The 21558-nt window shown below is 69.0% G+C and carries 19 protein-coding genes; 5 read left to right on the top strand and 14 right to left on the bottom strand.

The window, feature by feature from the left end; translation table 11 throughout:
- Positions 1-28 precede the first annotated feature (28 nt).
- Positions 29-1000 (top strand): adenosylcobinamide-phosphate synthase CbiB, encoded by a 972-nt coding sequence (cbiB, locus tag K244_RS0107895; RefSeq protein WP_020185714.1) that lies wholly within the window; start codon positions 29-31, stop codon positions 998-1000.
- On the opposite strand, the gene K244_RS0107890 is transcribed toward cbiB, so the two are convergent.
- Positions 993-2468, bottom strand: a complete 1476-nt coding sequence (locus K244_RS0107890) for a cobyric acid synthase (RefSeq protein ID WP_020185713.1) — start codon at positions 2466-2468, stop codon at positions 993-995. The genes cbiB and K244_RS0107890 overlap by 8 nt on opposite strands.
- A 327-nt stretch (positions 2469-2795) precedes the next feature.
- Here K244_RS0107890 and K244_RS0107885 point away from each other — a divergent pair, with 327 nt between their 5' ends.
- Entirely contained in the window at positions 2796-4283 is a 1488-nt protein-coding gene (locus K244_RS0107885) for a PAS domain-containing methyl-accepting chemotaxis protein (protein ID WP_020185712.1), read from the top strand.
- 85 nt (positions 4284-4368) lie between these two features.
- Here the strand turns inward: K244_RS0107885 and K244_RS0107880 are convergent, their stop codons facing one another.
- The 10 genes from K244_RS0107880 to K244_RS0107835 form a co-directional block, all read right to left on the bottom strand.
- The gene (locus tag K244_RS0107880) at positions 4369-5142 is read right to left on the bottom strand and encodes a ferredoxin--NADP reductase (protein WP_020185711.1); all 774 of its coding nucleotides are present in this window, start codon (positions 5140-5142) and stop codon (positions 4369-4371) included.
- Between the two features lie 29 nt (positions 5143-5171).
- A complete protein-coding gene (gene fdxA / locus K244_RS0107875; RefSeq protein WP_024816382.1) occupies positions 5172-5510 on the bottom strand; it encodes a ferredoxin FdxA in 339 nt (112 codons plus the stop codon).
- A 43-nt stretch (positions 5511-5553) separates the two neighbouring features.
- Positions 5554-6462: an ABC transporter ATP-binding protein gene (locus K244_RS0107870; protein WP_024816381.1), complete on the bottom strand. Its 909-nt coding sequence runs from the start codon at positions 6460-6462 to the stop codon at positions 5554-5556.
- The gene (locus K244_RS0107865) at positions 6459-7349 is read right to left on the bottom strand and encodes an ABC transporter permease (protein ID WP_020185708.1); all 891 of its coding nucleotides are present in this window, start codon (positions 7347-7349) and stop codon (positions 6459-6461) included. The genes K244_RS0107870 and K244_RS0107865 overlap by 4 nt, the downstream gene beginning before the upstream one ends.
- Positions 7350-7354: 5 nt before the next feature.
- Entirely contained in the window at positions 7355-8779 is a 1425-nt protein-coding gene (locus K244_RS0107860; RefSeq protein ID WP_020185707.1) for an ABC transporter substrate-binding protein, read from the bottom strand.
- 326 nt (positions 8780-9105) lie between these two features.
- Positions 9106-9891, bottom strand: coding sequence for a Crp/Fnr family transcriptional regulator (locus tag K244_RS0107855; protein ID WP_020185706.1), 786 nt, complete (start codon positions 9889-9891; stop codon positions 9106-9108).
- A 165-nt stretch (positions 9892-10056) separates the two neighbouring features.
- Positions 10057-11016 (bottom strand): HEAT repeat domain-containing protein, encoded by a 960-nt coding sequence (locus tag K244_RS0107850; protein WP_020185705.1) that lies wholly within the window; start codon positions 11014-11016, stop codon positions 10057-10059.
- A 13-nt stretch (positions 11017-11029) separates the two neighbouring features.
- Positions 11030-11263, bottom strand: coding sequence for a 4Fe-4S dicluster domain-containing protein (locus K244_RS0107845; protein WP_020185704.1), 234 nt, complete (start codon positions 11261-11263; stop codon positions 11030-11032).
- 11 nt (positions 11264-11274) lie between these two features.
- A complete protein-coding gene (locus tag K244_RS0107840) occupies positions 11275-13014 on the bottom strand; it encodes a fumarate reductase/succinate dehydrogenase flavoprotein subunit (RefSeq protein WP_020185703.1) in 1740 nt (579 codons plus the stop codon).
- A gap of 36 nt (positions 13015-13050) precedes the next feature.
- Positions 13051-13419: a DUF971 domain-containing protein gene (locus tag K244_RS0107835; RefSeq protein WP_020185702.1), complete on the bottom strand. Its 369-nt coding sequence runs from the start codon at positions 13417-13419 to the stop codon at positions 13051-13053.
- A 241-nt stretch (positions 13420-13660) separates the two neighbouring features.
- Between K244_RS0107835 and K244_RS0107830 the strand changes: the two genes are divergently transcribed.
- The gene (locus tag K244_RS0107830) at positions 13661-15157 is read left to right on the top strand and encodes a CoA-acylating methylmalonate-semialdehyde dehydrogenase (RefSeq protein ID WP_020185701.1); all 1497 of its coding nucleotides are present in this window, start codon (positions 13661-13663) and stop codon (positions 15155-15157) included.
- Positions 15158-15179: 22 nt separating this feature from the next.
- On the opposite strand, the gene K244_RS0107825 is transcribed toward K244_RS0107830, so the two are convergent.
- Together K244_RS0107825 and K244_RS0107820 are read right to left on the bottom strand one after the other, a co-directional pair.
- Positions 15180-15692, bottom strand: a complete 513-nt coding sequence (locus K244_RS0107825) for a DUF3280 domain-containing protein (RefSeq protein ID WP_020185700.1) — start codon at positions 15690-15692, stop codon at positions 15180-15182.
- A gap of 84 nt (positions 15693-15776) precedes the next feature.
- Positions 15777-16928, bottom strand: coding sequence for a YihY/virulence factor BrkB family protein (locus K244_RS0107820; protein WP_020185699.1), 1152 nt, complete (start codon positions 16926-16928; stop codon positions 15777-15779).
- Positions 16929-17107: 179 nt separating this feature from the next.
- Between K244_RS0107820 and K244_RS0107815 the strand changes: the two genes are divergently transcribed.
- On the top strand, positions 17108-18802 hold the full coding sequence (locus tag K244_RS0107815) for a hypothetical protein (RefSeq protein WP_020185698.1): 1695 nt from the start codon (positions 17108-17110) through the stop codon (positions 18800-18802).
- 7 nt (positions 18803-18809) lie between these two features.
- Here the strand turns inward: K244_RS0107815 and K244_RS22600 are convergent, their stop codons facing one another.
- Entirely contained in the window at positions 18810-20468 is a 1659-nt protein-coding gene (locus tag K244_RS22600) for a diguanylate cyclase (RefSeq protein ID WP_020185697.1), read from the bottom strand.
- 253 nt (positions 20469-20721) lie between these two features.
- On the opposite strand from K244_RS22600, the gene K244_RS21620 reads away from it, so the two are divergent.
- Positions 20722-21555, top strand: a complete 834-nt coding sequence (locus K244_RS21620) for a murein L,D-transpeptidase family protein (RefSeq protein ID WP_020185696.1) — start codon at positions 20722-20724, stop codon at positions 21553-21555.
- Positions 21556-21558 lie beyond the last annotated feature (3 nt).

Below are 21558 nucleotides of genomic sequence, written 5' to 3'. Positions count from 1 at the left end.
TCTGCGGGGACGGGGAGACGGCAAGCGAATGGATCTCGCGCACAATGCGCTGGTGGTGTTGATCGCGCTCGCGATTGACGCGCTGGTCGGCGACCCCGACACGGTGTGGCGCCGGATCGCCCATCCCGTCGTGCTGATCGGACGCGGCGTCGCGGCGCTCGATCGCAGGCTCAACCGGCTGGACCTCGACGAGAGCGAGCGTCGCAGGCGGGGCGTGGTCGCGATCACGATCGTGGCGCTCGCGGCCCTGGCGACGGGCGCGCTCATCGCCTGGACCCTCACGGACATTCCCTTCGGCGTCTTCGCGGAAGGCGCCGTGGCGAGTGTGTTCCTGGCGCAGAAGAGCCTCTACCTCCACGTCGCCGCGGTGCGCCGCGCCTTCGCCGCCGGCGGGCTCGAGGCCGCCCGCAAGGCGGTCTCGATGATTGTCGGGCGCGATCCGAAGCGCCTCGACGAGGCCGGCGTGTCGCGCGCCGCGATCGAATCGCTCGCCGAGAACTTCGCGGACGGCGTGGTGGCGCCGGCGCTCTGGGGCGTGGCGCTCGGGCTGCCGGGGATCATCGCCTACAAGGCCATCAACACCGCGGACAGCATGATCGGCCACAAGACCGAGCGGCATCTCGCCTTCGGCCGCGCGGCGGCGCGGCTCGACGACTACGTCAACCTCGCGCCGGCGCGGCTGTCTGGCGCGATCGTGGTCGTGGCGGCGCTGCTGACGCGCCGGCCCTGGCGGCACGCCTGGACGGCGATGCGCCGGGACGCGCCGCTGCACGCCTCGCCGAACGCCGGCTGGCCGGAAGCTGCTGCCGGCGGGGCGCTGGGCCTCGCGCTCGGGGGCCCACGCAGCTACGGCGGACGTCTGGTCGACGACCCCTACATGAACCGCGACGGCGATCCGCAGGCGACGCCGCAGGACATCGGCCGCGCGCTGCGGCTCTACCTGACAGCCTGCGCGGTCCACGCCGCGCTCTGGGCGGTCGCGCTCGCGGTGTTCATCTGAAGCTCTCGCGCCGGGCGATTGCGAGCAGCGCGTCGACGTCGAGGTGCGCCTCCAGGTGGTCGGCGAGCGCGTCGAGCGTCGTGTCCACCGTCGCGTCGTAGCCGTAGACCTCGCCGGTCCCCCCGAGCGCTTGGAGATAGGCGCGGCGGAAACCGTCGCGGGCGAAGACGCCGTGGAGGTAGGCGCCCGCAACCCGGCCGTCGGCCGAGACCGCGCCCTCGGGGCGACCCGCCACCTCGAACGGGGCGCGGGCCGTGTCCGGCCCGTCGGTGCGGCCCATGTGAATCTCGTAGGCCTCGACCTCCTCGCCGCTCGCGACGTGCCGGCCCGTGACGAGCGCGAGCCGCTTCTCGGCCCCCAGCACGGTGTCGACCGCCAGCAGGCCGAGCCCCGCGACGATTCCGGGCGCGCCCTCGACGCCGTCGGGATCGGCGATGGTGCGCCCCAGCATTTGGTAGCCGCCGCAGAGGCCGAGCACGCGTCCGCCGCGGCGCACATGGGCGCGAATGTCCGCGTCCCAACCCCAGGCCCGAAGAGCCGCAAGGTCGGCGATGGTCGCCTTCGAGCCGGGGAGCAGCACGAGGTCGGTTTCGGGCGGCAGCGGGGCGCCGTCGGCGATCAGGGTGAGGGAGACGGACGGGTCGAGCCGGAGCGGGTCGAGGTCGTCGAAGTTCGCGATCCGCGGCAGCGCGAGGGCGGCGATGCGCACCGCGCCCTCACGCCGGCCCGTGCGGGAGGCGAGGTCGACGGAGTCCTCGGCCGGCAGCTTCAAGGCGTCCGCGAACCAGGGCGCGATCCCGAGCGACGCCCAGCCCGTGCGGTCCGCGATCGCCCGCAAGCCTTCGTCGAACATGGTGACGTCGCCGCGGAACCGATTGATGAGGAAGCCTTTTACGCGGGCGAGATCGGCCGGCGGCAACAGCGCGTGCGTGCCCACCAGCGTCGCGATCACCCCGCCGCGATCGATGTCGCCGACGAGGACGACCGGCACGTCGGCGGCTTCGGCGAAGCCCATGTTGGCGATGTCCCCGGCGCGGAGGTTCACTTCCGCGGCGCTGCCGGCGCCTTCGACCACCATGAGATCCACGCGGGCCGCGAGCCGGTGGTAGCTCTCCAGCACGGCGGGCATCAGGCTCGGCTTCAGCGCGCCATAGGCCTTGCCGCGGTAGCTTCCAAGCCGCCGGCCCTGCACCACCACCTGGCTGCCGGTCTCGCTCTCGGGCTTCAGCAGGACGGGGTTCATGTCGATCAGGGGCCGCAGCCCCGCGGCGCGCGCCTGCAGCGCCTGGGCGCGGCCGATCTCGCCGCCGTCGACGGTTACGGCGGCGTTGTTCGACATGTTCTGCGGCTTGAACGGCGCGACCCTAACGCCTCGCCGGGCGAACAGGCGGCAGAGCCCAGCCACGATCAGCGACTTGCCGACGTTGGAGCCGGTGCCCTGCAGCATCACGGCGGGGGTGCGGCGCATAGGGGGCGTATCCGGGAACGACGCTCGAGGCGGGGGAGCGCACACCTCGCGTCAACCGCCTGCGCGGTCAAGCCCGCGTGGAACTACGTACCCAGCCGAAATCAACCCACGGTTAATCATCGCCAAGCATTCTACCGGCGAGCGCCGAGGTGGGGTGAGAGGCTGGTGGACGGCCCGTCGCCACGTGACGGCGACGTTAAACGACGTCTCATTTTCGTCTCGCATTTCCAATCCGTGGTCGTGCGCCTTGAACGACGCGACGCGGCGCATCTTACCCCCATAGATCAACCGCGCCGGGACGCGCTGTCGCCGGCCGAGGGCAGATTAATGTCGCTCTTTTCGTTTTCATCCGATTCAGCAGCCTCCGCGAAGCTCGCGGCGCTCGATCGGTCTCAGGCCACGATCGAGTTCGGGCTGGATGGGATCATTAAGACCGCGAACGCCAACTTCCTGGCGGTGGTCGGCTACGGACTCGATGAAGTCCGCGGCAAGCACCACAGCATGTTCGTCGACCCGGTCGAGGCCTCCAAGCCGGAATACAGGGCCTTCTGGGAAGCGCTCGGCAAAGGCGACTTTCGCGCCGGCGAGTTCCGGCGCATCGCCAAGGGCGGCCGCGAGGTCTGGATCAACGGCTCCTACAACCCGCTGATCGGCCGCGACGGCAAGCCGTTCGGCGTGGTGAAGTACGCCTCCGACATCACGGCAGCGAAGATCAAGGCGGCCGAGGACGCCGGCCAGATCGCGGCGATCCGGCGGTCCCAGGCGGTCATCCGCTTCAACCTCGACGGCACGATCATCGAGGCGAACGAGAATTTCCTCGCCGCCACCGGCTACCGCCTGGAGGAAGTTGTCGGGCGTCACCACAGCCTGTTCATGAGCGCGGAAGCCAAGTCCAGCCACAGCTACAAGCTGTTCTGGGAGGCGCTGGCGCGGGGCGAATACCAGGCGGGCGAGTTCCTCCGTCTCGCCAAGGGTGGCCGCGAGGTTTGGCTGCAGGCGACCTACAACCCGGTGATGGACTCTGACGGTCGGCCGCTGAGCGTGGTGAAGTTCGCCATGGACATCACCAAGGACGTCGCCGAGCGGGCGCGTCGTGCGGCCGTTCAGGTCGCGATCGACGGCGACCTCAACGAGATCGGCGACCGCATTACGGCGACGAACGGCGAAGCGTCGAGCGCGGCCGCCGCGGCGACGCAGTCGACCGCCAATGTGCAGAACGTCGCAGCCGGCGCCGAGGAGCTTGCGGCCTCCGTGTCAGAGATCAGCCGGCAGCTCGACTACGCGCTGAAGACCACCGTCGAGGCCGTGGATGCGGCGAACCGCGCGTCCGACACCGCGGGCGGGCTCGCGAGCTCCGCGACCGAGATCGGCTCCGTGACCGAGTTGATCCGCGACATCGCGGCCCAGACCAACCTTCTCGCGCTCAACGCGACGATCGAGGCGGCCCGCGCCGGCGAGGCCGGACGCGGCTTCGCGGTCGTCGCGGCGGAGGTGAAGAACCTGGCCGCCCAGACCTCCCAGGCCACCGACGAGATCTCCCGGAACGTCGCGACCGTCCAAAGCTCCACCTCCGGCGTCGTCGAGGCGATCCGGCTCGTGGTGGCGACGATCCAGCAGATCCACAACGCGTCCACCAACATCGCCTCGGCGGTGGAGGAGCAGTCCGCGGTGACGCAGGACATGTCGGCGAACATGCACGAGGCGGCGCGGGCGGTGGAGACCGTGACGGAAAGCCTCAACTCGATCGCGCGCTCGGCCGCCGACATCGACGCCGCGACGCAGCAGGTGCGGGCGGCGTCGCGCTCGATCGCCTGATCGCCTGATCGCCTGATCGCAGGCGTCAACGAAAAGGGGCCGCGCGAACGATCACGCGGCCCCTTTTTCGTTCAAAGATCAAGGCTCACTTCTCGACGAAGGCCTTCTCGATCACGAAGTGTCCGGCCTCGCCGTGGTTGCCCTCTTCATAGCCGCCGTCGACGAGCAACTGACGGGTGTCGCGGATCATGTCCGGGCTGCCGCACAGCATGAAGCGGTCGTTTTCCTTGGACATCATCGGCAGTCCGATGTCCTCGAAGAGCTTGCCGGAGGCCATCAGGTCGGTGATGCGGCCGCGGTTGCGGAAGGGCTCGCGGGTGACGGTCGGATAGTAGATCAGACCCTCGCTCACGAGCTCTCCGATCAGCTCGTCCTTTGGCAGGCCTTCGGTGATCAGCTCGCCATAGGCGAGCTCGCTCACCTGGCGGCAGCCGTGGACCAGCACCACCTTCTCGAAGCGCTCGTAGGTCTCGGGGTCCTTGATGATCGACAGGAACGGCGCGAGGCCGGTGCCGGTGCCAAGCAGATAGAGATTCTTGCCCGGCAGCAGGTTGTCGAGCACCAGCGTGCCGGTCGGCTTCTTGCCGACGAGGATCGGATCGCCGACCTTGAGGTGCTGCAGCCGCGACGTGAGCGGGCCGTTCTGAACCTTGATCGAGAAGAACTCGAGCTCCTCGTCGTAGTTCGCCGAGACCACCGAATAGGCGCGCACCAGCGGCCGGCCCTCGACCTCGATGCCGATCATCGTGAACTCGCCGTTGCGGAAGCGGAACGAGGGATCGCGCGTGGTGCGGAAGCTGAACAGGGTGTCCGTCCAGTGCTTCACGTGGGTCACGCGCTCTTCAAGATACTTGCTCATCGGTCTCTCGGTCTCTCAAGCTCGCGTCGTCACGCCGCCGCCGGATCGGACGCTCCGAACACGGCTTCGAGCTTGCCCGACGCGCCGTCCCAGACGGCGGCGTCCGCGGGCGGCTCGCCTTTCTCGGTCACGTTCGGCCAGACGGCCGCGTATTTCGCGTTGAGCGCGATCCAGCCCTGCAGGTTCGGTTCGGTGTCGGCCTTGATGGCCTCCGCCGGGCACTCGGGTTCGCACACGCCGCAGTCGATGCATTCGTCGGGCGCGATCACCAGCATGGTCTCGCCCATGTAGAAGCAGTCCACCGGACAGACCTCCACACAATCCATATACTTACACCGAATGCAATTTTCGGTGACGACATACGTCATCGCGCATCGCTTTCCAATGGCGAAGAATGCAGATCGGTTCCGCTCACAGCGCGCGGAACACGTCCTGGCCCTCGAGGTTGATCGCGAGGCCCTGCAGGCCGTCGGCCGTAAGTTCGCCGCCCATGGCCTTCAGGCTCTCCTCGCGGATGAGCGACATCAGGCCGCGGCGGAGCGCCAGAAATTCGGAGGACATGGTCATCGCCGGCAGGCGCGGTCGGGGCAGCGGAACCGCGATCTCGGCTTTGATCTCGCCCGGCCGCGCGGTCATCACATAGATGCGGTCCGACAGGAAAATCGCCTCGTCGAGGTCGTGGGTCACGAACAGCACCGAGATCTTCAGCCGCTGCCACATGTTGGTGAGGATCTGCTGCATGATCAGCCGCGTCTGGGCGTCGAGCGCGCCGAAGGGTTCGTCGAGCAGCAGGATGCGTGGGCCGGTGGCGAGCGCGCGGACGATGCCGACGCGCTGTTTCATGCCGCCGGACAGGCGGTCGGGGTAGTGGTTCTCGAACGGGGTGAGCCCTGCGAGCCCCAGCAGCGTGCGCGCCGCACGGGCCCGCTCGGACCGGCCCATGCCCTTCATCTTCAGCCCGAACTCGACGTTCTCCCGCACGGTCTTCCAGGGGAACAGCGAGTACTGCTGGAAGATCATGCCGCGGTCGGCGCTGGGGCCGGTGATCGGCTCGCCGTCGACCGTGACGATCCCGCGCGTGGGCTTCAGGAACCCGGCGAGCGCGTTCAGCAGCGTGGACTTGCCGCAGCCGGAAGGGCCGATGATCGAGACGAACTCGCCGGGCTCCACCGTCAGATCGACGCTGGAGACGGCGTCGGTCGCGCCGTCGGCGGTGTCGTAGGTCAGGCCGAAGCCGCGGACCTCCACGCGTCCCTTGGTGGTCTTGGGCGGCGCGTAGGGCGTCGGACCCGAGTCGAGCAGTTGAGCCGCGGCGGTCATCGTGCGCTCCATGGCATCAGGAGCCGGCCGACCAGCCGGATCGCCCAGCTCGAGGCGAGGCCGAGCACGCCGATCGCCAGCATGCCGAGCGCGATGTCGGAGTATTGGACCAGACTGTAGGCCTCCCACGTGAAATAGCCGATGCCGAACTGGCCGGAGATCATCTCCGCCGCGATCAGCGACACCCAGGCGACGCCCATGCCGACGGTGAGCCCGGTGAAGATCTGCGGCAGGGTCGCCGGCAGGTAGACCTCACGGAAGGTCGCGGCCTCGGTCGCGCCGAGGCAGCGGGCGGCGCGCACCAGCACGGGATCGACGGTCGCCATGCCGTGCAGGGTGTTGAGCAGGATGGGGAAGAACGAGCCCAGGAAGGTGATGAACACGATCGACTGCTCGTTGGTCGGCCACAGCATGATCGCCATCGGCACCCAGGCGATGGCGGGGATCGGCCGCAGCACCTCGGTGACCGGGAACACGATCTCGCTGAGCAGCTTGAAGCGCCCCATCAGCAGGCCGAGCGGCACGGCGACGGCCGCTGCGAGCAGGAAGCCATAGAGGATGCGCCGGCAGCTGATGGCGACGTGCTGGAAGAAGGTCGACGTCGCGAAGGCGGTCCGCGCGCTCTCCAGCACGTCGGCGGGGGACGGCACGTTCATGAAGCGGACGTAGAGGTTCACCCGGTAGGTGGTGAGCAGGTGCCAGGCCAGCACGAAGGCCGCGACCGAGAGCGCGCCGACCAGGACGGCGCGGATTTCGCCGCGGTGCCGGCGGACCATGCGCAGAAGGGGGGCCGGCCGTGGCGCCGTGGGGGCCGCGGCCGGACGGGCCGTCTCGCGCGCCGCCGGGGGAGGCGTCTCGCGGGACGATGAGAGGGCGGCGGTCTGCATGCGCCTCAACCCGCGGTCGCGGCGGTCAGCGCGTCTTCGAACGGCGCGACCTTGCCGCCGGACGTCGTCGCGAAGGCCTCGGCGTCCTGCTTCAGCATGAAGGGGGTGACGCCCGCCTTCGGATCGATCACGTAGAACGCCTTGTCGGCGAACAGCTTGATGCCGCGGGCGGCGTCGAACACGTAGGCGACGTTCATCGCCGTGCCCTTGGTCTGCATGTCGCGGTAGGCCGCGAGCGTGCAGGAGGCGCTGGAGAACGCCAGGATGTCGCCGTCCTTCACCCAGATCTCTCCGGCCTTCCGCGGCTCGGAGATCGGCTTCTTGCAGAAGGCGTCTTCGCCGGTCACCTCGTAGTTCGCGGTGCTCGCCACGGCGGCGTTGTAGTCGAGGCCGCGGGCCTTGAAGGCGGCGCGGAGATAGCCGTCGTTGACCCAGGGGTCGACGTCGAACGGCGTCTTGATGCGGTCGAGGCTCTGCAGGACCTTCACGTCCTCCTTGGCGGCCGCGATCAGCGGCGCCTTGAGCGTGGGGTCGAGCGTCATGATGCCGCCGGGGCCGAGGAAGATGTAGACGACCTCCTTGTCGGTCCCGGTCCACTCCGAGATCTTTTCGGCGGCGCGCTTCGGGTCGCTCTTCACCCACTCGTTGGCGTCGAGCACCGCCTGCAGATAGGCGTCGACGATCTCCGGGTATTTTTCGGCGAAGTCGGTGCGCGCGACCACGCCGTGCCAGGTCGGCAGGTTGGTCTGCACGCCGTCGAACACCTTGCGGGCGAAGCCGCGGAACGGCAGCAGCTCGGCGAAGGGCACGAAGTCGGCGTGGGCGTCGATCTTCTGCTCCTTCAGGTTGGTGGAGCCGACCTCGGGGCTTTGGCTCACCAGCGTGAAGAAGTCCTTCGGCATCTTGGCGTCCTGCATCGCCTTCAGCAGCATGCCGTGGGCGGCGGAGCCGAAGGGGACGCTGACGACCTTCCCCTTGAGGTCCGCGAGCGCGAAGTAGGGCGAGTCCTCGTGCACCACGACGCCGTTGCCGGAGCCGTCGAGGTTGTAGGCCGCGACCGAGATGAGCTGGGTCTTGCTCTCGGGATTGGACTGGAAGGTGTAGCCGTTCACGACGAGCGGATAGTCGCCCATGGCGCCGAACTGCAGCTTCCCGGCCATCATGCCGTTGGTCACCGGCGGTCCGGAGGTGAAGTTCTGCCAGTCGAGCTTGATGTCGAGGCCGGCGTACTTGCCGTCCTTCGGCAGGTGCTTCTCGATCAGCTTGAGCTCGCGGAGCACCACGCCGGTGGTGACGGTGTTGGTCGTGGTGTCCTGCGTGCCGATGCCGACGATCAGCGTTTCGGCGGAGGCGGGCGCGGCGAGGCTGGCGCCCGCCGCGATCAGCGCGGCGAGCGAGGCCGCCGTGCGGGAGAAGGTCGGGAAGGCCATGGCTCACCTCGTTGGAAGCTGGGGTCATCCGCCGGGGCGTCCCGACACAGGGATGATCCGGTCCGAACCCGCCGAGGATCAAACGGAGATGGCCGATCGTGGTTGATTAGTTGCCAAGAAAGCGGGCCCGCCTAAAAACGCGCCGTCCTGCTGGATGGACGTGCGTGGTTGGGGCAAGGCTTGGGGCGCGCCGCACGCGACCCGAACGACCGCCGCGGCCGTCGAACCCGTTGTCCGAAAGCAGCTGTGGCGTTTGTCGCTTCGGTCAAAACCGAAAACGGCGGCCCGGCGTCGTCAGCGCTCCGTCGCCGCCGTCTTCAAAGAGGTCAGGCGTCGCCGCCGCTCTTCATCTGCGCCAGCACGTCGGGTTTGCGCAGCACGATCTGCGAGCGGCGGACCTCCAGCACGCCTTGAGCGCTCATGCGCTTCAGGCTGATCGTGATCCACTGCCGCGTCGCGCCCACCATGTGGGCGAGGTCGGCATGGGTGAAGGCGGCCGCGATCGCGACCCCGCCGTCCTCCTCCTCGACGCCGTAGAGGTCGGCGAGGTGGAGCAGGAGGTGCGACAGCCGCTCGGTGATCGAGCGGGTGCCGAGCATCTGCGCCAGCGCCGAGTAGCACTTGCCCTTGAACGCGACGCCCTCGATCACGTTGACGGCGAGCGTCGGGATCTGGGTGACAAGCTCCTTCAGCGTGCGGCCGGGCAGGTGCAGCACCGAACTGTTGCTGGCGGCCATGCCGGACCAGCAGTGCTGGCCGGCGCCGAACACCTCGGGGCCGCCGACGAAATTGCCGGGGTACCAGTACGCGAGGGTGATCTCGCGACCCGTGGGGGCGGCGTAGAACACGCGGATGCGGCCGGTCTCGATCAACCAGATGCCGTCGTGCGGGGTCTCCTGGGTGAACAGCGTAGCGCCGCGGTAGAGCACCCGGCGACGGGCGCGCTCCATCACCAGCGCGGTCTCGCGGTCCGTCAGCCCATTGAGCATCGGCTTGGGGCCGCGCTCGGGAGCCTCGCTGTCGGCGAGCAGAAGCGCGGAGGCGCGCGCGGGCTCCGCGGCGGCCTGCGGGCGGAGCTGGGGAGGCCAGGCCAGAGGGACGGTCTGCTGCATCGCGGATCTCCCGACGTCGCACGTGGTGCGACGCAGCAGAGCATAGGATTGTTTTGATTCCAATGAGCCGCAGCGCGCGGCGCGGCTTCGTGACCGCGCCGATGCGAAGAAGCCGCCGGAGGGGCGCTCCGACGGCTTTTTCATTTCAAGCGTCGCTTAGCGGGATCAGGCGCCCTGGCAGCGGCCGATCGCCCAGCGGATGAGCTTGCGGACGTCGGGGTCGGGATCGTCCATCGCGCGCTCCAGCCAGGGTAGCGCGGCGGGAGCGGCGATCTCGCCCAAGGCCGCGGCGGATTCCTTGCGCAGGTTCGGGATCTCGCTGTCGAGGCCCTTGGCCAGCGGCTCGACCGCGCTCTCCGCGCGCAGCCGGCCGAGGGCGTTCGCGGCCTTCACGCGGACCTGCCAGGCGTCGTCGGACAGGGCGCCGATGAGCGCCGTCGTCGCTTCCGGCAGCCGGATCTTCGCGGAGACGATCGCCGCCTCCTCGCGCACCTGCCAGTGTGGATCGGCGAGCCCCGCCACGAGCGTCGTCGCGCCGGGGCCGCCCGGCCGCACGAACACCAGCGCGGACATGGTGGCGCGGCGGACCGACGGGTCCGAGTCGGAGGCGGTCGCGATCAGAGCCGGCATTGCCTCCTCGGCCTTCAGCCAGCCGATGACGCCAAGACCCTCTCGGCGGACGTCGGGGGAGGGGTTGCGGAGCGCCTTCAGCGCCGCGGCCAGCGCGTCTGGAAGCGTCAGTTCACGGAGCGCCCGCAACGCCGCCGCCTGCACGAAGGGATCGGAGTGCTCCGCCCGCTCGATCAGCAGCGGGCCGCAGGCGGGCTCCTTCTTGTCGGCGAGCGTCTCGGCCGCCGCATGGCGCACCGCGTCGTCCGGGTCCTCCAGCGAGCCGACGAGGCCTTCGACGACCTCGGGGCCGTCGTGCTCGTCGAGCGCCTTGGCGGCGGCGGCGCGCACCTGCGCGTCGGGGTCGCCAAGGCCCTTCAGCAGCAGCACGGTCGCCTCCGGGCCCACCTGCTCGGCGAGCTCCATCATGGCGACCCGCCGCACGCCGGCGTCGGGGTCGGAGCAGCGCTCCCGGAGGTCGTCGAGATCGTCGTCGAAGGCGTCGAACGCGGGCATGGGTTCTGGTCCCTCAGCGCAGCAGGTAGGGGATGTTGACCTTGACCGCGCCGGTGGGGCAGTCGGCCTCGCAGGGCATGCAGTACCAGCACTCGTCGTACTTCATGAACGCCTTTTTCCGCCCCTCGTCGATCGCGAGGATGTCGAGCGGGCACACGTCCACGCAGACGGTGCAGCCTTTTTCCGCGATGCACTTCGCGTCGTCGATGACGACCGCCGCGCTCTTGGCCTGGGTGATGATCGGCATGGGTCTCGTCCTTACTCGGCCGCGGCCGGCGTCTTGACGCGGAGCTGGTGGTAGGCGGCCATCTCGTCGGCCTCGACGGCGACGACGTAGGGGTCGACCTCGCGCTTGGCGTGGGCCACCCGGCCCTCATCGTCCTTGTAAAGAACGGTGTGGCAGAACCACTCGTCGTCGTTGGTCTCGGGATGGTCGACGCGGAGGTGGTAGAAGCCCCAGCGGCTCTCTGTGCGGTAGAGCGAGGCGGCGGCGGCCATGTCGGCGCAGTCGAGGATGGTCTGCATCTCGAGCGCGCGCAGCAGCTCGTGCGGATCGCGGGCGCAGAGCTCCGACAGGTCGTCGCGGATCTCCGCGAAGCGGCGCTGCGCGATTTCCATCTTCGCCGTGACCTTCGGCGGCTCGAGGTAGTCGTTCACGAGACGGCGGGTCTTGAACTCCATTTCGTTCGGCGTGAGCCCGTCCGAGCGGCGGGTCGGCGCCATCACGCGCTCCTGCTCGGCGGCGAGATAGCCCTCGTCGAAATCGGCCATGGCGACGTTCGCGCAGTACTCGGCGGCGTCACGGCCGGCGATGCCGCCGTTCACGAAGGCGCCCAGCATGTAGTTGTGCGGCACGCTCGCCATGTCGCCGACCGCGTAGAGGCCGGGGATCGTGGTGCGGGCGTTCTCGTCGACCCACACGCCCGAGGCCGAGTGGCCCGAACAGAACCCGATCTCCGAGATGTGCATCTCGACCGGCCGCTTGCGGTAGTCGTTGCCGCGCTTCTCGTGGAAGCGGCCGCGGGAGGGGCGCTCGTTGGTGTGCAGGATGGTCTCGATCTCGGAGATGGTCTCCTCGGCGAGGTGGTCCATCTTGAGGTAGACGGGGCCGTTTCCGCTCTGCAGCTCGCGCCAGAACTCCAGCATCATCTGGCCTGACCAGTAGTCGCACTCGATGAAGCGGTCGCCCTTGTTGTTGGCGGTGTAACCGCCGAACGGGCCGGTGACGTAAGCGCAGGACGGGCCGTTGTAGTCCTTGATCAGCGGGTTGATCTGGTAGCACTCGAGGTTCGCGAGCTGGGCGCCGGCATGATAGGCCATGGCGTAGCCGTCGCCGCAGTTCGCCGCGTTCTCGTAGGTGCCGAACATGTAGCCGGAGGCCGGCAGGCCGAGCCGGCCGGCGGCGCCGCAGGCGAGCACCACGGCCTTGGCCTTCACCACCAGGAACTCGGAGGTGCGGGTGTTGACGCCGACCGCGCCGGCGATGCGGCCGTCCGGGCTCTTGAGCAGGCGTGTGGCCATGTAGCGGTTGGTCACCGCCACCTGCAGGCGGCGAAGCTGCCGGTACAGCACCTTCTTGACGTTGTGACCTTCCGGCATGGGCAGAACGTAGGTCCCCATGTGGTGGACCTTGCGCATGTTGTATTCGCCGGAGCCGTCCTTCTCGAACTTGACGCCCAGCTTGTCGAGATACTGGATCATCGGGAAGGAGCCGGTGGCGTAGGCCATCACCGCCTTCTGATTGACGATGCCGTCGTTGGCGACGGTGATCTCCTTCACGTATTGCTCGGGCGTGGCGTAGCCCGGCACGACGGCGTTGTTCAGCCCGTCCATGCCCATGGAGATCGCGCCGGAGCGCTTCACGTTGGCCTTCTCCATCAGCACGACCTTGAGGCCGGGATTCGCCTCCTTGGCCTTGATGGCCGCCATCGGGCCGCCGGTGCCGCCGCCAATGACCAGGATGTCGGCCTCGATGATCTCGGTCTTGATGTCGGTCATGGGGCGTCTCGTCTGTCTGGTGAGGGCGTGGCGGTCTCAGGCGGCGCGGGCGGGCGCAGGCGCCGCGGCGTCGCCTTCGGCCAGCCGACGGATGTAGGTCCAGGGGTAGATCCCCCGGTCGTGGCCGTCGGAGAAGCTGAGGTGCGCGGCGTAGCCGCCGATCAGCTTCACGTCGGTCACGGCGACCGCCTCGAAGCGCGCGGGGAAGCGATCCTCGATCCGGGCGCGGGTGCACCAGGCGCAGCGGCAGTTCAGGCGCAGCGCCTCGGCGGCGACCGTGGCCTCCGCGCCGTCGCGGAACGTCAGCCGGAGGTCGAGCCCGCCGCGCGCGACGGTCACGGCCTCCGGCGCGTCGGCCGGGTCGAAGGGCGGCGGCGCGACCAGCGCGGCGAGGCCGTGATCCATGGGGGTTCGCTCCTGAACGCGATGTCCTTGAGGTGAGGAGACAGGAGGGGGTTATCGCGCGACAGCAATTAGTTGCCGCATCGGCCCGTTTGGCGGAGGCGCGCCTTCGGCGGAGAGGGCGCTAAAAGCATCCACGTGGTGTGATCGGTCATGGCCGATCGTCGAGAACCGCTGTTCAGCCGCCGCACAGGCCGGGCTAAGGTCCGTCCCAACGCGTCAAGAACCGCCAAGGGAGAACGGCATGCGTCAGATCGGTCATTTCATCGGGGGCCGTCGCGTCGAGGGGACCAGCGGGCGCTTCGCCGACGTCTTTCATCCGAGCACCGGCGACGTGCAGGCCCAGGTGGCGCTGGCGAGCGCCGCCGAGATGCGCGCCGCGGTCGAGAACGCCAAGGAGGCCCAGCGCGGCTGGGCGGCCCAGAACCCGCAGAAGCGCGCGCGGGTCATGATGCGGTTCCTGGAGCTCGTGCGCGACGAGTACGACGCTCTGGCCGAGCTGCTCGCGAGCGAGCATGGCAAGACGGTGCCGGACGCCAAGGGCGACATCCAGCGCGGCCTCGAGGTGGTGGAGTTCGCGATCGGCGCGCCGCACCTGCTCAAGGGCGAGTACACCGACAGCGCCGGTACGGGCATCGACGTCTACTCCATGCGGCAGCCCCTGGGCGTGGTCGCCGGCATCACGCCGTTCAACTTCCCGGCGATGATCCCACTGTGGAAGGCGGCCCCGGCCCTCGCCTGCGGCAACGCCTTCATCCTGAAGCCCTCCGAGCGCGACCCCTCCGTGCCCATGCGGATCGCGGAGCTGTTCCTCGAGGCCGGGTTGCCGGCCGGCGTGCTGAACGTCGTCAACGGCGACAAGACGGCGGTCGACGCCATCCTGGAGGACCAGGACATCAAGGCGGTCGGCTTCGTCGGCTCCTCGGCGATCGCGGAGTACATCTACGTCCGCGCGGCGCAGACGGGGAAGCGCGCCCAGTGCTTCGGCGGCGCCAAGAACCACATGATCGTCATGCCGGACGCCGACCTCGACCAGGCGGTCGACGCGCTGATCGGCGCCGGCTACGGCTCGGCCGGCGAGCGCTGCATGGCGATCTCGGTCGCGGTGCCGGTGGGCGAGAAGACCGCCGACGCGCTGATGGAGCGGCTGGTTCCGCGGGTGGAGTCGCTGAAAATCGGGCCCTCGACGGACGGCTCGGCCGATTACGGCCCGCTCGTCACCCGCGAGGCGGTGGAGCGCGTGACGCGTTACGTCGAGACCGGCGTTTCGGAAGGCGCAGAGCTCGCCGTCGACGGCCGCGGCTTCAAGCTGCAGGGCTACGAGAACGGGTTTTATCTCGGCGGCTGCCTGTTCGACCGCGTGACGCCCGAGATGACGATCTACAAGGAGGAGATCTTCGGCCCGGTGCTCTCGGTGGTCCGCGCCAAGGACTACGAACAGGCGCTGGCGCTACCGACGACGCATTCCTACGGCAACGGCGTCGCGATCTTCACCCGTGACGGCGACGCCGCGCGGGACTTCGCAGCGCGGGTCGAAGTCGGCATGGTCGGCGTCAACGTGCCGATCCCGGTGCCGATCGCCTACCACACCTTCGGCGGCTGGAAGCGCTCGGGAATGGGCGACCTGAACCAGCATGGCCCGGACGCGTTCCGGTTCTACACCAAGACCAAGACCGTCACCTCGCGCTGGCCGAGCGGCGTCAAGGCGGGCGCGGAATTCTCGATCCCGACCATGAAGTGAGGGCCGACGGAGCGGCCGGCGGCTAACCCGCCGCGGGCGCCAGCGGCGTCTTGAAGATCTGGTTGCGCATGAGGTAGCTGGCGCCGTGACGCCACGACTCGTGGTTGTTGCCACGGATGTCGACACTGCCCTTGCGCACGACCTCGCCGGTCTTCGCGTCGCGGATCTCGACGTTGATGTTCAGGATGAGGTTCGAGACCTTCTGGACGTAGCCCATCAGCGCGTAGTCGGCGCCGAGCGACTTGGCGATCTCCGCCGGGCAGTCGCCGCAGGTGCGCAACACCTGCGCGTCGACCTGGGCCTTGGCGGGCGCGGTGTCCACCAGATCGAGCTTCTGGGACTTCAGGAAGTCGCGAATCTGCTCGGTCACCTCGGCGATGCGCTGGGCCTCGTCGGCGCGTGGGCCGTTGAGATCGCCCTCGGTGCTGGTGTCGTAGAGTTCAAAGTCGAAGGCCGCCACCTTCGGCGGGGCGGCGTTTCCGGCCGCGGTCGAGCTTGCAAGCAAGGCCGCGGCGAGAAGGGCGCTGGTGCGCATGAGGGTCTCCCGGGTTCTAAAGGGGGCGTCTTTCGCGCCCTACCTTGAAGAACCCGCGCCTTCGGCGTTCCGTTCCGTCTTCGCTCAGGGGGCGACGGTGTCCGCCATCTGCGCGCCGCGCGCGCCGAGGGGGCGCGGCCGGCCCGTCGTGCTGTCCACCTCGGTCTGGTGCTCGATCTCGGCGTTGAGTTCCCCGCCGAGCAGTACCACGATCCCCGACATCCAGATCCAGGTCATGAAGCCGATCGCCGCGCCGAGCGAGCCGTAGGTCTCGTTGTAGGTCGCGATGTTCTCCGCGTACCAGGAGAAGGCGAGCGAACCGGCGATCCAGAGCCCCGACGCGAGCAAAGACCCCGGCGTGATCCAGCGCCACCGCGCCGGGCTACGGCTTGGTCCGAAGCGGTAGAGCACCGACAGCCCGAGGATCACCACCAGCAGGAGAGCCGGCCAACGGCCGAGCGAGAGCAGCGGCTCCGCGCCGCCGAGGCCGACGTAGGACAGCACGATCGGCAGGACCACGACGGCGTTGAAGGCCAGCAGGACGAACACCAGCGCGCCGGCGGTGAACAGCAGCGACAGCAGGTTGAGCATGACGAAGGAGCGCTTCTCGCGCTCGCCGTAGACCACGTTCAACGCGTCGAACATGGCTTTCATGCCGGCGTTCGCGCTCCAGAGCGCTACGCCGAGACCGAAGGCGAAGGCGAAGCCCAGCGCGCCGTCGCTCTTCGTCACGATCCGCGCCACCTGTTCGCGCACGAAGCCGAGCGAAGACGCCGGCACCACGCCGGCGAAGGCGTCGAGATGGCCGTCCAGGGTCGTAAGATCCGCGGTCAGGCCGTAGAGCGACACCAGTGCGACGATCGCCGGGAACAGGGCGAGCAGCGCGTAGAACGTCACGCCCGCGGCGACCGCGAGCAGGCGATCCTCGGTCATCTGCTGGAACACCCGGAAACCGATCTCCTTCCAGCCCCGCGGCGGGATGCGGATCGGGGCGTCCGCGGTCTTGCCGCGCGGATCGACCGGGCCGCGCGTTTCAGTCCGGGCGGCTGGGGCGTCCGTAGGCTCCGCCGGCAGACGCCGATCGGAGGCGGCCGCAGCCCGTCCACGGCGCGCGAACGGCGGCGCGAGGTGCGGCCATTGCGCCATGGCCGCGCGCGCGACGGTCCCGATCGCCACCAGCGCCGCTCCCGCCGCCACCATGTCGGCGCTTGCGCCGCGTCCGCCGGTCTTCGCCATATCGCCCTCTTTTTGTCACGATTGCTGAACGCGCGCCGACGCGTTCGGTTTCGCGACGCTGCGTCGCAGCAAAAGCCCTTCGCAATGCCGTGAGAGCGGCCGCCCGAGGGTTTCGCGGCCGGGACCGGGATGACAGGTTTGTCGCCCGATCATGATTGACGTGTTGTGGAAGCCCCTTTTTGACGTCTGGATATTCGACCTTCCCGGCGGTCGTGCTGGCGTGCGCCGTCGCCGCAAGCTCTCCCGCCGCGGCTCAGCACGCCTGGCTCGCCGACTGGGCCTCACAAAAACAGGACGCCCTCGCCGCGCCGGCCGAGACGAACCCGTTCGTGGATCCGACCCCGCTGTCTTTTCCGAAGATCGAGCTCCAGCGCTCGTCCCGGTGGGAGCGCGCGCTCCAGGACGCGACGATCAAGGCCTATGAGCGTCTGATCGGCGAGAACACGTCGCGCAGCCTGCTCTGGACCGGCGTCGAGACGGCGAACCCGCTGACCCGGTCCGAGGACTACCGCTGGAACGCCTTGCGGGATCAGGACCTGTTCGACGCGTCGGTCCGCCGCGCGGTGACGGACGAACTGCAGACGCTCGGGCTGACGAACGTGCGCCTCGGCCTCGCGAACCACGACATCGACCTCGACCATCCCGAGAGCTGGGCGGAGCACGACGCGCTGATCGGCGACTTCGTGGGCGCCGGGATCAACGTCAGCCTGGACATGCATCACTTCGGGGTCGAAGACCGCTTCCGGATGATCGGCCCGGACGGCCGAACCGACCCGCGTGCGAGCTACTACCTGCATCCCGAATGGCCGGATTACTTCGCGCGGTTCGCAGGCGCGGCCTTCGCGCGCTATGGCGGCGCGATCAAGGCGGTGACGCTTGTGAACGAGCCCGAGACCACCATCGGCTTCAACAGCGAGATGTGGCACGGCGGCTTTCCCGGCTGGGGATCGGCCGAACATGACGTGATCTATGTCGAGCGCGCGTTCCAGGTGGCCATCGGCGCGCTGAAGGCGCGGATCGCCATCGAGGCTGAACGCCGCCGCCGGCCGCAGGACGTGGTGTTCATGCACACCGAGGCGGTGGTGACGAAGCCCGCCCGGGTGGCGTTCGACCGCGTCGTCCGTTTCTTCCCGAGCGACCTCATTCTCGGTCACCCCTGGCTGATGGACGCCGACCTCGACCGCTTCGCCGCGGCGGCGCCGTCACGGCTCGTCGCGGTCGCCCGGCTGAAGCCCGAGACGGCGCACACCCCGCTGGATTGGCTCGCGCTTCACTACGTCGGAGCGGAGGAGGACCCGGCCGCGCAGTCCCGTGCTCGGGACCGTCTCGTCGAGCGGCTGCGCGATCTCCGCGCCCTTCACAATGATTTGCGGCGCGCGTTCGGCAAGACGATGACGTCGGAGACGGTGTTCGCAGCGGATTACTACGCGCACAACGAGGCCGCCGGCGCGGCGAGCGGCGCCTGGCTGTCGCCCGAGCCGCAGCTCTACGCCGCGCAGGTGCAGTCCGGCGAACGGGTCGGGCTCTATCCCCTGCTGATGGCTTACTACGACCGCTATCGGCTGCCGATGATGATCGGCGAGACGGGCACGCCCTACTACAGCTACGGCGCGCGCTGGCATCAGCAGATGCTGCTCGAGTGCGCGGCCGCGATGGAGCAGGGTGTGCCACTGCTCGGCTATACGCTCTATCCCCTGCTGGACACCTGGGGCTGGGAGATGGGGCTGTCGCAGCCCAAGGCCGCCGCTTTGCACAATCCGTCCGGCGTGCTCGATCTCGACAGGAAGCCGAGGCCGTTCATGGAGGCGCTGATCGCGGCGCTCAGCACCCAGACCGCAGCCGCCCGGACCGAAGAAACGCCCGACGTGCAGTAGCGCGGTCTCAGGCGCCCTCGGCGCGGGGAACCAAGGCCAGTCCCGGGCCCTGGCCGAAGGCGTGCTGGTTCCGGCCGCCGGCCTTGGCCGCGTAGAGCGCCTCGTCGGCGGTCCGCACGAACATCTCCGGGGTGAGCGCGCCGCGGCGCGTCGGCGACGACGACGCGCTGCCGATGCTGACCGTCGCGACGCCGCCCGGCGCCCCGCCATGCGCGATCCTGAGGTCCCGCACGCTCGACAGGATGCGGGCGGCGACCGACGCCGCGCCGTCCGCGCCGGTGTTCGGCAGGATCACGGCGAACTCCTCGCCGCCGTAGCGCGCGGCGACGTCGCCAGGGCGATTGGCGCAGGCCCGGATCGCGGCGCCGATCCGGCGCAGAGCGTCGTCTCCCGCCAGATGGCCGAAGTTGTCGTTGAACGATTTGAAATGGTCGACGTCGATGAGCAGCGTGGAGAGCGAGCCGCCGTCCCGCTCCGCCTGGGCGCAGGCGGCCTTCATTTCAGCGTCGAAGCGGCGGCGGTTCGCCAGTCCGGTGAGCCCGTCCTCGTCCGCGAGCGACTGGAGCCGATGCTTGGCGGCCAACAGCCGTTCGGCGGTCTCGTTGAGCGTTGCGCCGAGCACGCGGATCTCTGCGGGCTGGAAGGCTCCGATGCGCGTCCGGGCCGTGAGATCGCCGGCGCCGATCTGTTCGGCGACGCCGGTCAACAGCCGGATCGGACGAGCCAGCGTCCAGTATCCGAGAAACCAAGCGGCGAGCAGCGCGACGAGCGCGACGAAGAGCGCGATCGCAAGACGCTTCGCCGCAATCGCCGCGGCGTCCCTCAGGACCGCGTCCAGGGGCGCCCCGACGACGATCACAGGGCGGGACAATCCCTGGATCCGGACGGGAGCAAAGCCGACGATCTCGTCGACGCCGTCGAGCCCCCGCACCTCCGCCGTGCCTTCGTAGCGCGCCGCGACGAGGGCGGTGAGCAAAGGATGACCTTCGATCGACGTGTTGATGAGCCGACGAAGCGCGCCGGATCCGGCGACGACCTTCCCGTCCCGCGCGTCGATGACGGACACGCTGAGGGCTCCGCCCTGGTCGGATTTGTCCGCGAGATCGCTCAACGCGCTCAGATCGATCGAGGCGAACAGCATGCCGTCCACGGTCGCGCCGTCCCTGCTCGTCGGCGTGGCGACGGCGATCGTCGGGCGTCCGCTCACCCTGCCGATCACCAGTCGTCCGATCATCGTGTCGCCGGGGCGCGCGCCCAGCGCCTGAGCGAGCAGTTCCACATCCGTAAAGCGGACGCGCTTGTCCAGCCGGCTGTGGCAAACGATGTCGCCGCTGCGGTCGACCACGCCGATGGTCATGAATTGCTTGTTGCGGTCCGCGGCTCTCGCGACCAGCCCGCCGCACTCCGCCGAACCGGCGGCGTCGAGTTCAGCGAGCGCCGACAACGTCGAGAGCAGCACGACGGCGTCGTCGAAAACCTGCGACTGCCGTTCGGCGACGAGACGCGCGGTGGCGCGCACGTCGTCCGTGGCGCGCTCGATGGCCAGCCGGCGATCGTCGATCGCCCCGACGATGAGCAACGCCAGCAGCGGCAGCACGACGCCGGTGACCAGAATGATCAGCCTGGAGCGAATGCCAAAAACGGACAAGACCTGCTGCAGGCGCACCGGCGACCTCTCGTAACGTCTTGATATAGGCCCCGAGCGCTCGCTGCTTTCTTAACAGCGTGAGGCGCCAGCGGACAGCGGCGCGCCGTGGCGGCGCAACACGAAAGTTTCATCGTTCGTTAAAGATTCTAGGAAAGCTTCGGACTTGGTTTTCGGTCTCGGTAAAGGCCGGAAAAGGGGCCGTGGGCGTGTTGTGTCCGCGGCGCGTCTCTCCGTTGGCCGCACTGTGCGGCCGCGTAGCACGGAGCTTGTCATGGCCGCCTCGTCGCGCCGCAATCCGCTCGTCCTCCTGATGCTCGCGGGGCTCGCCCTCGCGATCGCCGGCTGCTCCTCCGATCGCGCGCGCCGCGTGAAGACCGGGTCGGTCTCCTACGCCACGGTCAGCCTGATGAAGGACCGCGACATGCCGCGGCAGGCGCCGATCCTGATCCGCGTGTTCAAGGAGGAGGGCGTCCTCGAGGTCTGGAAGCAGGAGAGGGCGGGCCACTACGGCCTCCTGCGGTCGTACGAGATCTGCAAGTTCTCCGGAGCCCTCGGGCCGAAGATCCGCGAAGGCGACCGCCAGGCGCCCGAGGGCTTCTACGAGATCTCGGCGAAGAGCCTGAATCCGTTCTCGCGCAACCATCTCGCCTTCGACGTCGGCTTTCCCAACGCCTTCGATCGCTCCCTCGGCCGCACCGGCAGCCATCTGATGGTGCACGGCGGCTGCAAGTCGGTCGGCTGCTACGCCATGACCCATAAGAACATGGAAGAGATCTACGGGCTCGTGCGCGAGGCGCTGCTGAACGGCCAGACCAGCGTGCCGATCCAGGCGTTTCCGTTCCGCATGACCGAGAGCAACATGATCCGGCACGCGGACAACCCGAACATGCCGTTCTGGGTCATGCTGAAGCAGGGCCACGACATGTTCGCGGCGACCGGCCGCCCGCCGCGCGTCGGCGCCTGTCCCGGCCGCTACGTGTTCGCCCCCGCCGGCCGCGCCCTCGACCCCTACGCCTGCGAGGCCCAGGCGAGCCTCGGCCCGGATCGGTCCACCGTTGCGGACCGGTCCTATGCGGCGGAGCCGAACTACTACGAGCCGCGTTGAGGT

The sequence above is a fragment of the Methylopila sp. 73B genome (assembly GCF_000526315.1).
Lineage (GTDB): Bacteria > Pseudomonadota > Alphaproteobacteria > Rhizobiales > Methylopilaceae > Methylopila.
Note: the sequence above shows the minus strand (reverse complement) of the source record. Positions and strands in the feature narration are given on the sequence as shown.

What these genes read in the sequence shown, in the direction of transcription:
- K244_RS0107865 (WP_020185708.1), bottom strand. Translation starts at nt 7,349, where the DNA reads ATGCAGACCGCCGCCCTCTCATCGTCCCGCGAGACGCCTCCCCCGGCG.
- K244_RS0107860 (WP_020185707.1), bottom strand. Translation starts at nt 8,779, where the DNA reads ATGGCCTTCCCGACCTTCTCCCGCACGGCGGCCTCGCTCGCCGCGCTG.
- K244_RS0107835 (WP_020185702.1), bottom strand. Translation starts at nt 13,419, where the DNA reads ATGGATCACGGCCTCGCCGCGCTGGTCGCGCCGCCGCCCTTCGACCCG.
- K244_RS21620 (WP_020185696.1), top strand. Translation starts at nt 20,722, where the DNA reads ATGGCCGCCTCGTCGCGCCGCAATCCGCTCGTCCTCCTGATGCTCGCG.
- K244_RS0107840 (WP_020185703.1), bottom strand. Translation starts at nt 13,014, where the DNA reads ATGACCGACATCAAGACCGAGATCATCGAGGCCGACATCCTGGTCATT.
- K244_RS0107850 (WP_020185705.1), bottom strand. Translation starts at nt 11,016, where the DNA reads ATGCCCGCGTTCGACGCCTTCGACGACGATCTCGACGACCTCCGGGAG.
- cbiB (WP_020185714.1), top strand. Translation starts at nt 29, where the DNA reads ATGGATCTCGCGCACAATGCGCTGGTGGTGTTGATCGCGCTCGCGATT.
- K244_RS0107880 (WP_020185711.1), bottom strand. Translation starts at nt 5,142, where the DNA reads ATGAGCAAGTATCTTGAAGAGCGCGTGACCCACGTGAAGCACTGGACG.
- K244_RS0107870 (WP_024816381.1), bottom strand. Translation starts at nt 6,462, where the DNA reads ATGACCGCCGCGGCTCAACTGCTCGACTCGGGTCCGACGCCCTACGCG.
- K244_RS0107830 (WP_020185701.1), top strand. Translation starts at nt 13,661, where the DNA reads ATGCGTCAGATCGGTCATTTCATCGGGGGCCGTCGCGTCGAGGGGACC.
- K244_RS0107820 (WP_020185699.1), bottom strand. Translation starts at nt 16,928, where the DNA reads ATGGCGAAGACCGGCGGACGCGGCGCAAGCGCCGACATGGTGGCGGCG.
- K244_RS0107890 (WP_020185713.1), bottom strand. Translation starts at nt 2,468, where the DNA reads ATGCGCCGCACCCCCGCCGTGATGCTGCAGGGCACCGGCTCCAACGTC.
- K244_RS0107855 (WP_020185706.1), bottom strand. Translation starts at nt 9,891, where the DNA reads ATGCAGCAGACCGTCCCTCTGGCCTGGCCTCCCCAGCTCCGCCCGCAG.
- K244_RS0107885 (WP_020185712.1), top strand. Translation starts at nt 2,796, where the DNA reads ATGTCGCTCTTTTCGTTTTCATCCGATTCAGCAGCCTCCGCGAAGCTC.
- K244_RS0107825 (WP_020185700.1), bottom strand. Translation starts at nt 15,692, where the DNA reads ATGCGCACCAGCGCCCTTCTCGCCGCGGCCTTGCTTGCAAGCTCGACC.
- K244_RS0107845 (WP_020185704.1), bottom strand. Translation starts at nt 11,263, where the DNA reads ATGCCGATCATCACCCAGGCCAAGAGCGCGGCGGTCGTCATCGACGAC.
- fdxA (WP_024816382.1), bottom strand. Translation starts at nt 5,510, where the DNA reads ATGACGTATGTCGTCACCGAAAATTGCATTCGGTGTAAGTATATGGAT.